Here is a 13333-nt window from a genome sequence, read left to right on the forward strand (position 1 = left end):
GATAACAAATGCTATGGATGGCATGAGATAAACGGAATGTATTAATGTCAGTATCTTCTAGCACAAACCAGCAATTACGCTGGCTTTGTGCCTGTTATTTTTTCTTCTTTTCTATTCTCGGTACTATGATCCCTTATCTTGGGGTCTTTTTTGAAAACCGCGGATTTAACCCTCAAGAAATTGGTTTTTTACTCGCCATTCTTATGGCGACGCGCATTGTTGCACCCAATGTGTGGGCTAAAGTAGCTGACCGAACAGGTATGCGCGCTGAGCTAATTAAAATGGGCGCAGGGGCCGCTGCACTCGCTTATTTGAGCTTTTTCTACCACGGCGGATTTGTGTATATGGCGCTCAGTTTGGCCTTATATACATTCTTTTGGAATGCCATTCTCGCCCAGCTTGAAGTGATTACCTTAGAAACTTTAGGTGAGAATGCCAGCCGTTACGGCCAAATACGCAGTTGGGGCAGTGTCGGTTATATTTGCTTGGTGGTGAGTGCTGGCTTTGCGATTGGCCAGTGGGGCACAGAAGTGCTGCCCTATATCGGCCTATCATTATTTATTGGTATGTTAGTTTGTGCGCTGCCATTACCTGCCAATCGTTTAGTGCGCGACACCCATCAAAGCCGAGTACCGTTACAATGGAATAAGGCGATTATTTGGTTCTTGATCTCGGCGATGTTGTTGCAAATGAGTGCGGGGCCTTTTTACGGGTTCTTCGTCTTATATTTAAAGCAAGCAGGCTATTCTGAATCCTCTGCGGGCATGTTTGTCGCCCTTGGCGCGATGGCCGAAATCGTCATGTTTATGTTTGCGCCGCGTTTACTTGGCCGCTATGGCGTTAATACCTTATTGATTGTCAGTATTGGTATGACTTGCCTGCGCTGGTTGTTGGTCGCCTTTGGAGTGGACAGCGTGTTGTGGCTAGGCTTTAGCCAACTCTTACATGCCTTTACCTTTGGATTAACCCACGCGGCATCGATTCAATTTGTGCACAGGCACTTTGATGCTAGTCATCGAAGCCAAGGCCAAGCGCTGTACGCCAGCTTAAGTTTTGGGGTTGGCGGCGCGCTCGGAACGTGGATTTGTGGTTATATTTGGGACGATGGTAGCGGCGCTGTGTGGTCGTGGATATTTGCCGCTGCGTGCGCTTTTGCTGCGATGTTGGCCGTATTATTTATCCCTAAAGATAAGTCTAGTGTTACTGCTGCAGTGTAAAATAAGCCATTTTTTGAACAGAATTTAAAAATAATAAACTAAAAATAATAACAAGATTGTGCTGAGTGAGGTAAGAAGTGATTCGATTTCGTTTAGGCTTAGTTATCAACCCATTAGCCGGCCTTGGTGGCAGTGTTGGTCTTAAAGGTAGTGATGGTGTGGCAGCAGAGGCTCTGGCTTTAGGGGCAGAGCCGAAAGCTGCGATGCGCATGATGCAAGCGCTTGAGGTGATCCGTGATTATCGTGATGAAATCGAAGTTATTACTGCCTCAGGTAGTATGGGAGAAGATGTCGCTAAAGCGCTGGGGTTTACCACGCGAGTGGTGTACCACACTCCTGAAAAAACCCAAGCACGAGATACCCAAGCCGTTGCGCGCGCATTGCTGGATGAACCGCTAGATTTACTCCTTTTTGCCGGTGGTGATGGTACCGCTCGCGATGTTTATTCTGTGTTTGAACAAGCCGACATTGATGACAAATTACCCGTGCTGGGCGTGCCAGCGGGCGTTAAAATCCATTCTGGCGTTTATGGTATTACGCCCCATGCGTCAGGCATGGTGGTGAAAATGTTACTCGATGGCGAGCTTGTTAGCTTAATGTCCGCAGATGTAATGGATATCGACGAAGTGGCTTTTCGTCAAGGCACAGTGCGCGCCAAACGATTTGGTGAACTTTTAGTGCCTGCCGAGCCGCGTTATGTGCAAGCGGTTAAAATGGGCGGTAAAGAAGTCGATGAACTTGTATTGGCAGATATTGCCGCCGATGTGATTAATCAAATGGAAGATGAGCTTTACATTATAGGTTCTGGTAGTACCGTTGCCTTTATGATGGAAGAATTAAAGCTCGATAATACCTTGTTAGGTGTTGATCTTATTCAGCATAAAAAACTTATTGGTAGTGATTTAACCGCCAATGAGTTACTTAAGCTTACCCAAGATAAGCCGACTAAATTAGTGATCACCTTGATTGGTGGTCAGGGGCATATTTTAGGGCGTGGTAATCAACAGTTGTCGCCTGCGCTTATTAGGCGTATCGGAAAAGACAATATTATTATCCTTGCTACAAAAACTAAGTTAAAAGCACTTGAAGGACGACCACTAATTGTGGATAGTGGCGACCCTAAATTAGATCGCGAGCTTGGCGGCTATTACAAAGTGATTACCGGTTACCATGATTACGTGATGTATCAGGTGGCTAATCCAGATTTATTGGCCGCAGCCAATGCGCCCGTAAATTCAGTATCAATGGAGAATTAGAGTCAATGTTAGAGCATTACGAAGACGCATTAGAACAGTGGATCGCCAGCGTAGTCAGCCATGGTGATGACGATGCTTTGTTTGCCTGTGGTTATTTACAGGGCCATGTGGCCGTGGTGTTGTCACAACTTGAAGCGCAGGGTGAAACCGATATCGATGCCCTTATGTTGAAAATGACCGATTGTTTAGCACTGGCGCGCCAAGAATTAAACGATGCCGACTACGCCTTAGTTGAGCAAGCATGGGCACAGTTACACGCCAAGATTATCAGTGAGCTGGATGTAGCCTAAATACGATGTTGATTTCAGAACCGCTACAAGTGGCAATAAGTGATGATTTACAAGATGCTAGCTCGGTATTTATCGGTTTAGTAAACCCTAAAACGCCAGTCAATGTTGGCGGCATTATGCGCGCATCGGGTTGTTATGGCGTTAACGGCGTATTCTATACCGGCAGACGTTACGAGCTCGCAGCGCGTTCAGGCGCGGCGCAATATCATGTTGATACTAAAGACGCGGGCGAGCATATTCCGCTCATGGGTGTTAACTCATTATTAGAATCAATTCCGGCAGATACTAAACTGATTTGTGTAGATTTAGTCGTTGGCGCAACGCCGCTGCCCGATTTTGTCCATCCACCGAAAGCCTTTTATGTGTTTGGCCCTGAAGATGGCACTATTGGCCAAGACATTATCGATAAAGCCGATGCCGTAGTGTATGTGCCTACGGTTGGTTGTATGAATCTGGCGGCATCGGTCAATGTGTTGCTATATGACAGATTGGCTAAATCCCATCGTGAGGCTGCAAACCTGTCATTGAATTTAGCTGGTGATGCGCTCATTCGTCAGAGCCGCGATAACAATAATCGTACTCGGGTAAAAGTGCCTCGAGCACCACGAAAACCTCGACATGTTGAACCAAGCAGTATCGATACATCTATCGTAATTACCGCTGCTTAAATGGTTTACAGATAATATACAAAAAAGGAATTAAGCCTTGGCTTAATTCCTTTTTTGTTACAAGACGTTCTTTTTTAAGTGACTTGTGCCTTTTTAAGCCACTTGCCAACTAAAGGGCTTTGCCCTTGAGTAACTTACGCAGCCACATACGATTAGGGTTAAGTTTACATAAGGTTTCTTTGTCGAGCGGTATTGGCTCGCCGCAAAGCTGCGCTGCAAGGCATTCGGCAGCTAGTGGCCCTGAACTTAATCCCCTTGAGCCTAAGCCACCGAGAATATACAGCCCTTGATGCACCGGCGCTGGCGTTATTTGCCAGTAGTGTCGACTCTCTTTAGTGAGTTGATGTTGCAGATAATCGTTAAAAATTTTTGCTACATCTGGGGCGCAGCCCATCATAGGGAAATGATCCCGTGTCACCATTCTCACCCCTATGCGGGCATTGTTGTCACTCATATCAATATTTTCAAGCCAACTCTGGTTAGGATAACTCTCATGCATTTTTGCAAGATTGTCTTGCTGTTCCTGCGGACAAAAGTCCAGATGTGCGGGATCTTTAACGTAACTGGCACCAAGGCAATGGAGCCCTTCATGGCTCGGTGTTAAATAACCATTAGCACACAGCACTGTCGCAAGTTGACTCAATTCAAATTGAGCCGGCACATGGCTAACTTGGCCGCGAAAAGGGCTGATTTGTAATTGATTACTGGCATCAAATTGCGTGAGCTCTGCGCCATTAGCGAGCACTAGCTGAGCAAAGGGGCCAAAACGATGATTGTCAGTTAATAAATACCAGCCATCGGTTTGGCGCTCAATGTTAAGGATGTCAGTATTGAGATTGAGTTTGACCTCGGTAAGTTGCATCGCTTTTTGTATGGCGGCCTCGGCATATTCAAATGGACAAACCCAGCCACCTAAAGGATAAAAAAAGCCGGGTTTATCAAGATTAATCTTGGCAATGGCATTGGCTTTATTTGCATTGACGGCATAGGCAATTTCCGGTGGCCAATCTTGGCTTTTTATTATTTTATTCAGTCTTAATTGGCTGCGTTCATCGTGGGCGGTTTGCAATACACCGCAAAAATCATGGGAAATAGATGTTTGATTTTCGGCGCTGGCAGCCGTTAGAGCTTGCACTCGGCGTCGGCTAAATAAAAATGCTTGCTGGAAAAAAACGCTCAATTCATCATTTTCGGGCGTGAGTAACGGATAAATCGCCCCCTGACGGTTACCCGATGCGCCTTGGCCTAGCTGGATATCTTTACAAAATAGTTGCGTGCCTTGGCCACGTTCAGCTAAAGACAAGGCTAAATGCGCCGAGGCTAATCCACCGCCAATAATGGCAATCGGGGAGGTGATATCTGAGGGTGAAACTCCCTGTGTAGGATTAAAGCCGTAGGCTTGAGCGTCTTGCTGACGCAATACATGGCGCTCGTGTAATAGTACGGCATCGCGCTGGTGGTTAATCGACTTTTCGGCGAAGCTTATATCATCACGATTACTATAATCACTGCTACTGTAATCATTGATGTCATTCACTGCAAAACCGCAGGTTTTCATGCTATTACGTGTCGTTTCGGTTAATTCCACACCGGCAATCTTTGTATTATCGTTACTGAGTTTGGCCATCTGCCAATAGATTTGCGAATGTAGCAGCTTTTGCAGATGGGGCAGCACTAGCCAGTGGCAAATGGGATGCTGTGGCGTATGGATGAATGAAGAGAGTTGAGTGTGAATATCACCAAAGTGCAAATCAATGGTGATACGACCATCATCAAAAATAAATCTTTGACAGCCTATAATAGCGGCAGGCGCAGCATAGAGTAAGGTTTGCGCTAATGGGTTAAGCTTAGTGCCAAACTTGAATGTGAAGGCTGAATCAAGCTTTAATTCACTGGCGGGTTCAGCCATTGAAGTGCGTGATTGATCCCAAAGTAATGTAAGTTCGTACCTATTAATAGGGTTGGGCTCGAATACTTTAAGCAATAAACGCTGGTTAAGATTGGCTTGTGCGTGCCACCAAGATAACATTTCAAGCCCGTCACCTAGGCCTATTTGTCCTAGTACGAGTAACTTTTGCTGTGCATTAGCCTTAACTATCTGCTGCTGATAAACGCGCAGTTTGCTGGCATAGTGTGCATCAGTGTGAGCTGTTGCGGGATAAAGGTTGATTAATTGCTGGTAATCACGCTTAATTTGGCAAGGTTTATCGAGCTCTGTAATCAAAGAAATTTACTCTCGGTCTCATAATAGGCATTATTTTACGCATCTTTATGGAAAGCTGACCACTTAATTGAGTCAAAACAGATATTATTGGCTCAGCAAAAAGTAGGTACTGATATGTACACAATGGGTAGCAATAAAATGAAAAGAGTCGTGATCACCGGAATGGGTGTTGTTTCAAGCATCGGTAATAACAAGCAAGAAGTAACCGAGTCACTGAAAGCGGGCCGCAGTGGTATTACGCATTCCGCTCAGTTTGAAGAAATGCAATTACGTAGCCATGTATGGGGAGATATCAAATTAAACCCTGCTGAGCATATCGATCGTAAAGCATTGCGCTTCATGGGCGATGCCGCTGCTTATGCTTACATTGCAATGCAAGAAGCGATTAGCGATGCCAATTTAACGGAAGAGCAGTATTCAGATCCGCGCGTAGGTTTGATTGTTGGTACTGGCGGTGCATCATCGTCTAACCAAGTACAATCTGCAGACACACTGCGTGAAAAAGGCGTTAAACGTGTTGGCCCGTATATTGTGCCACGTATTATGTCGAGCACCGCCAGCGCTTGTTTAGCCACGCCGTTTAAAATAAAAGGCATGAACTATTCAATCAGTTCTGCTTGTGCCACCAGCGCGCATTGTATTGGTCATGCTGTAGAACTTATCCAAATGGGTAAGCAAGATATGGTATTTGCCGGTGGTGCAGAGGAAGTCGATTGGACACTCACCATGGGCTTTGATGCTATGGGCGCGCTGTCTACTAAATACAATGCCACGCCAGAAAAAGCCTCACGCACCTATGATGCAGACCGTGATGGGTTTGTGATTTCAGGCGGCGGCGGTATTGTTGTGGTTGAAGAGTTAGAGCATGCTCTGGCTCGCGGCGCAAAAATTTACGCAGAAGTGATTGGTTACGGCGCGTCATCTGACGGTTATGACATGGTGGCTCCATCGGGCGAAGGTGCGGTTCGTTGCATGAGATTAGCCATGGCTGATGTCGATACCCCGATTGATTACATCAACACTCACGGCACTTCAACGCCTGTCGGTGATATGCGTGAGCTAGAAGCATTACGTGAAGTATTCAAAGACCAGTGCCCGCCTATCGCATCGACTAAGTCGATGACAGGCCATGCATTAGGTGCTGCTGGTGTACATGAAGCTATCTATAGTTTACTGATGATGGAAAACAGCTTTATTGCTCCAAGTATCAATATCGATAATCTTGACGAAGCGGCGAAAGGTATGCCAATTGTTAGAGAATATCGCGATGCTGAGTTGACCACCGTAATGAGTAACAGTTTTGGTTTTGGCGGTACAAACGCCACGTTAGTGATGCGCAAATTTAAATAAGTTTGTTTATCAAGCAGTATAAAAAGGAAGCTTCGGCTTCCTTTTTTGTTGGTGTTTTTCGCGAACCTATTGCACCGACAAGGATTTATCGCTTAAGTCTTGTTAGAATGCCGAGCATCTTGATGCCTTCTTTTCCACATTTTTAAAATCAGGTGCCTATGAATATTTTAGTCGATGAAAATATGCCCTATGTTATACCGCTCTTTAGCGATATGGGTGAGGTTATTCCGTTCAATGGTCGCAGTTTAACGTCTGCGCAAGTACACGATGCCGATGTGTTGCTAGTGCGCTCGATAACTAACGTTAATGCGGAGTTACTTGCGGGTAATCATCGACTTAAATTTGTGGGTAGTGCCACCATAGGCACTGATCATGTCGATTTAGCTTACCTTGCAAAGCACAATATTCCCTTTTCTAATGCGCCGGGTTGTAATGCCACCGCGGTCGGAGAGTTTGCGTTTATCGCTATGTTGGAATTAGCGCAACGTGTTAACTCACCACTGAAAGGGAAAGTGGTCGGTATCGTCGGTGCGGGTAATACCGGCACTGCAACGGCAAAATGTTTGCAAGCCTATGGTATTAAAGTGTTACTTAATGACCCCATTAAAGCCGCTGAGGGTGACTCACGCAGTTTTGTTAGTTTAGATACCATCATGGCGCAGGCTGACATTATCAGTTTACATGTGCCCATTACGCGCACGGGTGAGCATAAGACTAAGCATTTATTTGACGAGGCACGTTTAAGCGCGCTCAAGCAAAATACGTGGCTAATCAACTGCTGCCGTGGTGATGTGATTGATAATCAAGCGCTGATTAAGGTTAAGCAAAAACGTGCTGACCTTAAGTTAGTGCTCGATGTGTGGGAAGGGGAACCCAAACCCTTGCCAGAGCTGGTAGCGCTTGCAGAGTTCGCCACACCGCATATTGCCGGCTATAGCTTAGAGGGTAAGGCGCGCGGTACTTTTATGCTTTATCAAAAACTGTGTCAGTTACTTAATCTTCCCGCGGATAAAAACCTTTTAGATTTATTACCGACATTTAATATTAAAGAAGTCGAGTTTATGACTGCGCCGAATGAAAAAGCGCTATTGCAACTTGCGCGCTTTGTTTATGATTTGCGCGACGACGACCAAATCTTCAGAAATACATTCTTAAATCAGAATGGCTTTGACACTATGAGAAAAAATCACCTACATAGACGCGAATTTAGTGCGTTGGCACTGGCTTATAACAACCTATCTGATGTAGATTGGTTGTCCAATTTAGGTTTTTCAGGAGTCGGTAAGTAACCATGTCACAGGAATTTAATGTTGTCGTTTTAGGTGCATCGGGCGCAGTGGGTCAAACTATGATTGAGATCCTCGAAGAGCGTAATTTCCCGATTGCTAATTTGTACCCTTTAGCTAGTAGCCGCAGCGCTGGTGAAACGGTCAGTTTTCATGGCAAACAAATTACCATTCTCGACGTAGAAACCTTCGATTGGACCCAAGCCCAAATTGGTTTTTTCTCAGCAGGCGGTGATGTTTCTGCCAAATGGGCACCGATTGCTGCCGAAGCTGGCTGTGTTGTGATTGATAACACTTCACACTTTAGATACGACATCGATGTTCCTTTAGTCATACCCGAAGTTAACCCGCACGCGATTGCCGATTTCCGTAATCGCAATATTATCGCCAATCCCAATTGTTCGACCATCCAAATGCTGGTGGCGCTGAAACCGATTTATGATGCTTATGGTATTACGCGCATCAACGTAGCTACTTACCAGTCGGTATCTGGTACGGGCAAAAAAGCGATTGAAGAACTAGTACATCAGTGCACTAAACTATTGCAAGGCTTACCAGCGGAAGCGGAGGTTTATCCTAAGCAAATTGCTTTTAACGTATTGCCACAAATCGATAAATTTATGGATAATGGCTATACCAAAGAAGAAATGAAAATGGTTTGGGAAACCCAAAAGATTTTCGGCGACGATGAGATATTAGTCAATGCGACCGCTGTACGTGTTCCGGTATTTTATGGTCACTCTGAAGCGATTAATATCGAAACACGCCAACCTGTCGATGCAGAAGACGTTAAAGCGTTACTGCGTAATGCCGATGGCGTGGTATTGTTTGAGTCTGATGACGATTATCCTACGGCCGTGACTGATGGTGCTGGCACTGATCCCGTTTATGTTGGCCGTATTCGTAAGGATATTTCCCATTCTCACGGTATTAACCTGTGGGTGGTGTCTGACAATATTCGTAAGGGCGCAGCCTTAAATAGTGTGCAAATTGCCGAGATCTTAGTGAGAGATTACTACTAAGTTTGATAAAGTAATGATGCCCATTGAAAAAGCCTGCAGTCAGCAGGCTTTTTTTGTTTTACAATTGTGAACAGTAGCAGGGCAGGGATTTCTGGTTTATAGTAATCTCAATAAATACAATTGCCTAAAGCCTGTTATCAGAGAGATAACTTTATAGCGCTTCAAAGGGAAGGATTGATGACATTTCGCACTTCGTATCTTGTGGGTCTAGTTGCCACTGTTTTAGCCGTTTCTTCCATTACTTATTTTGTTGATCCCGCCATTGCAGCAGACACACCAAGATTAAAACCTTTAAAAATAATGGGTCCAGATGGACAAATTCGTCAAGTTAATCATCAATACGGCCCTACGACATCTAAAGACACTTTTTGGAGCATAGCGCAAAAAGTCCGCCCAGATGCCAGTGTCAGTATTTACCAAGTAATGGCCGCGTTATACGATGCCAACCCCCATGCTTTTAATTCTGCTAGTTACAACAGTTTAGAACGCGGCATGATCTTGCTCGTTCCGTCTAAAGATGTCATGCAATCTATTCCTAATCGTATTGCGATAGCTAGAGCTGAACAAAGCGATAAACCTTCCCGCAGCGCGGCAAAAAATACTGCGAAACCGACACCGAAGATGACGCCTCAAGTGCCTGTAATCGCGCCGGCAGTAGCATCCACAGTGCTCGCAGAAAAAGCATCGACACCTCCAGCTCCTGCGGTAGAAGCACCAGCAGTGGCACCAATTGAAACTGCCGTAGCATCAGTACCTGCAGCCGATAAAGCCACTACGTCAGCAGCTGTGACTAATACACAGACTCAATCTACGCCTGAAATGGTGAGTTCCGATATCACTACACGGTTAGAGGCAGCTGAGAGTAAAAACCTGTCCTTAACCGATGAATTAGCCAGAACGCAAGATCAACTCTCTGTACGCACTGCTGATGTAGAAGCATTAAAAGTGAAAGTTGAAGAGTTAAATCAACGCATTGCTGTACTAGAAGAAACGCTACAAGCCAGTAAATTACAAAACCAAGCGTTAAAAACAGAGATTGAAGCGACTCAAATATCCGAGCCAATAACCACAGAAGCTGATACAGATACAGCGGCAGAGCCTGACGACCTGTGGCGTAACTTCCTTAATAACCCGATGTTAATGGTTGCGGCGGCGGTTATACCTGCTTTGTTTTTATTGCTAGGAGTGTTTTGGTTATTACGTCGCAAACGGAATAAAGAACGTCGCGAGATGCAGGCGCAGCAAGCGACTATGGCTGCTGGTGCTACGGCTACGGCTACGACTCTGAGTATGGATAATGACGATTTAGGTGATATGGCGGTTCATTTAGACCGTGATCCTATTGATTCTATCGACAGTTTACTCGATATGGGAAGTGTAGATTTACAACCAGAACACGATCTCTCTGATGCGAGTGACCAAATGGATATGGCCTCTGAGATGTTTATTGATCAGAGTGTTGCTGTTGGATCTGATGTTGAGGAAGAAGGCCAATCTTTAGATGATCTATGGGCAGAAGCCATGGGGGATCAGGAAGAAGGTATCCCAGAGAATAAGCCTAAATCTGACAATATCATTGAGGAAGCTGATCTTGATGCGCTATTAGCCGGTCTAGATTTTGAAGAAACCTCAAATGAGAATGACGATTTTAGTGAGTTAGAGCGTAACTTTGGCAATGATTTGGCGCAAACGAATGACGTTGGCTTTGAGAAAAACAACGCTGTTGAGATTGATGCGGCTGAACCTGCCAAGGCGTCGACAGCAGATACTGACGATCTTGATGCTTTGCTTGCCGAGTTTAGTGCGCCAGTAGCAAAAACTACTCCCGAATCTGTGGCGGCTGATGATCTTAGCGACGCATTATCTGATTCATCAGTTGAATCGGTTGAATTAGATGATGCGATTACGGATTCTAATGACGATATCGCTGCTCTACTCGCAGGTTTTGATAAACCGACACCTGCACCAGAATCTGAATCAGCAGTTACTGAGCCCGATCTTAGCGCCGAAATTGCCGATGAGTTAGACGCCGAGCTTGATGACTTAGACGTTGATGGCTTAGACGTTGATGATATTGATGCCTTGTTGGCAGGTTTTGATAAACCTACACCCGCTTCTGAATCTACAGCTGAAGTCGCAGAACCTGATCTTAGCGCCGAAATTGCTGCCGAGTTAGACGCAGAGCTTGATAACTTAGACATTGATAATAATGATGATATCGATGCCTTATTGGCAGATTTTGATAAACCGACACCTGCACCAGAATCTGGACCAGAAGTTACAAGACCTGATCTTAGCGCTGAAATTGCCGCTGAGTTAGACGCTGAGCTTGATGACTTAGACGTTGATAATAGCGCTGATATTGATGCCTTATTGGCAAGTTTCGATAAACCGGCGCCCGCTTCTGAATCTACAGCCACAGTCGTAGAATCCGATCTTAGCGCCGAAATTGCCGCTGAGTTAGATGCTGAGCTTGATGACTTAGACGTTGATAATAGCGATGATATTGATGCTTTATTGGCAGGTTTCGATAAACCGGCGCCCGCTTCTGAATCTACAGCCGCAGTCGTAGAATCCGATCTTAGCGCCGAAATTGCTGCTGAGTTAGACGCAGAGTTTGATGACTTAGACGTTGGTAATAGTGATGATATTGATGCTTTGTTGGCAGATTTTGACAAACCAACATCTGTATCAGGATCTGAACCCGAAGTCGCAGAACCCAATATTAGCGCTGAAATTGCCGCTGAGTTAGACGCAGACATTGATGAGCTAGGTGTTGACGATACCGATGACATTGACTCCTTATTGGCCAGTTTTGAGACAAAACCTGAGGTTGAGCTTGATGCCACTGCAGAACCTCAAAATGATTCACAAGATAGTACTGGTAGCGACATCAATGCAGCCATTACTGCAGAGTTGCAAGCTTCGTTGCCAGAAGACTTAACCAATGAAGAAGATTTAGATGCGCTTTTAGCTCAGTTTGATTTACCTGAACAGTCAGAGGCCGATGCCGACGAAATTAATTTTGATATCGAAACCGCAGCAATAGAGTCTACTGACACCGATGATGCTAATGATTTACTTAAAGGTGTTGGTGCAGGTCACGACCCAAATGGTACTGACGATACGTTTGAGCTTGATGATGAACCTCAAGTCAATTTAACAACGGCTGGGGTGGCAGCAGCAACGGCCGCAGCATTAAGCACCAAAGAGAAAGAATCATCATTTTTTAATGATTTAAAAGCCAATAAGAGCGCAGATCCCCATGTACTCGATTGGGATTCAGAGCTTGATTTTGCCCCTAAAGCAAACCCTATCACGCCTCAAACTAGCACCGCAACTGATGGCAATAATGTTGAGCCTAACACCGATTTCATTCATGCAGCTCAAGATAAACCCATCAAGGCGACACGGAACGATCTTGATTTTAGTGAAGATGTTAAACTCGATACTCAAGAAGATGTGGATGAACTAGATTTTGAGCAAGGGTTTGATTTAAGTGACGATAATGTGCTCGCCGCCTTTACTGCTAATGCAGATTTTGATGAAGATGAAGACGTATTGACGTCGGAAGACAGCTTTTCTCTCATTGATGATCATAATCTCACCGTTGATGAAGCCTTGGCTGCGCTTGATGCCCAAGAGTCGCGTAAAGCACAGCAGAGGTTTGTGCCTGAGCACGATTTAACTCACTTCCAAAATGAAAATGGTTTTATTGATATCGATAAGTTGTTAAATGATGCCAATGAAGAGGGTGATACCGATCAGTATTCAGAAATTGACGTTGAAATGAGTGACGTAAATGCTTTAATCGGTGATGCGGCGATGATTGATGTTGATGACGAGGAAAATTCAGTCAATGCCAAACTTGATTTAGCCCGTGCATATATTGAAATTGACGATAGTGATAGCGCCAAAGCCTTGCTAAAAGAAGTCAATATTGATGGTAATGCGCGTCAGCAAGAAGAAGCGCAACGCTTACTGAAGAATATCAGCTAAAGCGGTCACCTTTCAGTTTTG

At 45.0% G+C, this 13333-nt stretch carries 9 protein-coding genes; 8 read left to right on the forward strand and 1 reads right to left on the reverse strand.

The annotated features are described in order from the left end of the window. Nucleotides 1–44 precede the first annotated feature (44 nt). The 4 genes from C9I43_RS04415 to C9I43_RS04430 all read left to right on the forward strand — a co-directional run bounded on the left by C9I43_RS04415 (nucleotide 45) and on the right by C9I43_RS04430 (nucleotide 3431). Complete coding sequence (locus C9I43_RS04415; RefSeq protein ID WP_107882343.1) at nucleotides 45–1217, forward strand: MFS transporter; 1173 nt, start codon at nucleotides 45–47, stop codon at nucleotides 1215–1217. 77 nt (nucleotides 1218–1294) lie between these two features. Beyond that, nucleotides 1295–2473, forward strand: coding sequence for an ATP-NAD kinase family protein (locus tag C9I43_RS04420; protein ID WP_107882345.1), 1179 nt, complete (start codon nucleotides 1295–1297; stop codon nucleotides 2471–2473). 5 nt (nucleotides 2474–2478) lie between these two features. Next, complete coding sequence (locus tag C9I43_RS04425) at nucleotides 2479–2763, forward strand: YfcL family protein (protein ID WP_076498130.1); 285 nt, start codon at nucleotides 2479–2481, stop codon at nucleotides 2761–2763. Nucleotides 2764–2768: 5 nt separating this feature from the next. Next, on the forward strand, nucleotides 2769–3431 hold the full coding sequence (locus C9I43_RS04430; protein WP_107882347.1) for an RNA methyltransferase: 663 nt from the start codon (nucleotides 2769–2771) through the stop codon (nucleotides 3429–3431). A gap of 109 nt (nucleotides 3432–3540) precedes the next feature. On the opposite strand, the gene mnmC1 is transcribed toward C9I43_RS04430, so the two are convergent. Next, a complete protein-coding gene (gene mnmC1 / locus C9I43_RS04435; protein ID WP_107882349.1) occupies nucleotides 3541–5655 on the reverse strand; it encodes an FAD-dependent 5-carboxymethylaminomethyl-2-thiouridine(34) oxidoreductase MnmC1 in 2115 nt (704 codons plus the stop codon). A gap of 138 nt (nucleotides 5656–5793) precedes the next feature. Between mnmC1 and fabB the strand changes: the two genes are divergently transcribed. The 4 genes from fabB to C9I43_RS04455 all read left to right on the forward strand — a co-directional run bounded on the left by fabB (nucleotide 5794) and on the right by C9I43_RS04455 (nucleotide 13312). Next, a complete protein-coding gene (gene fabB / locus C9I43_RS04440; protein ID WP_181317848.1) occupies nucleotides 5794–7005 on the forward strand; it encodes a beta-ketoacyl-ACP synthase I in 1212 nt (403 codons plus the stop codon). A gap of 158 nt (nucleotides 7006–7163) precedes the next feature. Continuing rightward, entirely contained in the window at nucleotides 7164–8294 is a 1131-nt protein-coding gene (locus C9I43_RS04445; RefSeq protein WP_107882351.1) for a 4-phosphoerythronate dehydrogenase, read from the forward strand. A 2-nt stretch (nucleotides 8295–8296) separates the two neighbouring features. Then, the gene (locus C9I43_RS04450; protein ID WP_076498138.1) at nucleotides 8297–9313 is read left to right on the forward strand and encodes an aspartate-semialdehyde dehydrogenase; all 1017 of its coding nucleotides are present in this window, start codon (nucleotides 8297–8299) and stop codon (nucleotides 9311–9313) included. 177 nt (nucleotides 9314–9490) lie between these two features. Beyond that, entirely contained in the window at nucleotides 9491–13312 is a 3822-nt protein-coding gene (locus C9I43_RS04455) for a FimV/HubP family polar landmark protein (protein ID WP_107882353.1), read from the forward strand. Nucleotides 13313–13333 lie beyond the last annotated feature (21 nt).

Source organism: Shewanella morhuae (genome assembly GCF_003028295.1).
GTDB classification, from domain to species: Bacteria; Pseudomonadota; Gammaproteobacteria; order Enterobacterales; family Shewanellaceae; genus Shewanella; species Shewanella morhuae.

Bases quoted from the DNA above. Each gene is read 5' to 3' on its own strand.
- C9I43_RS04445 (WP_107882351.1), top strand. From the start codon at position 7,164: ATGAATATTTTAGTCGATGAAAATATGCCCTATGTTATACCGCTCTTT.
- fabB (WP_181317848.1), top strand. From the start codon at position 5,794: ATGAAAAGAGTCGTGATCACCGGAATGGGTGTTGTTTCAAGCATCGGT.
- C9I43_RS04450 (WP_076498138.1), top strand. From the start codon at position 8,297: ATGTCACAGGAATTTAATGTTGTCGTTTTAGGTGCATCGGGCGCAGTG.
- C9I43_RS04415 (WP_107882343.1), top strand. From the start codon at position 45: ATGTCAGTATCTTCTAGCACAAACCAGCAATTACGCTGGCTTTGTGCC.
- C9I43_RS04430 (WP_107882347.1), top strand. From the start codon at position 2,769: ATGTTGATTTCAGAACCGCTACAAGTGGCAATAAGTGATGATTTACAA.
- C9I43_RS04425 (WP_076498130.1), top strand. From the start codon at position 2,479: ATGTTAGAGCATTACGAAGACGCATTAGAACAGTGGATCGCCAGCGTA.
- C9I43_RS04455 (WP_107882353.1), top strand. From the start codon at position 9,491: ATGACATTTCGCACTTCGTATCTTGTGGGTCTAGTTGCCACTGTTTTA.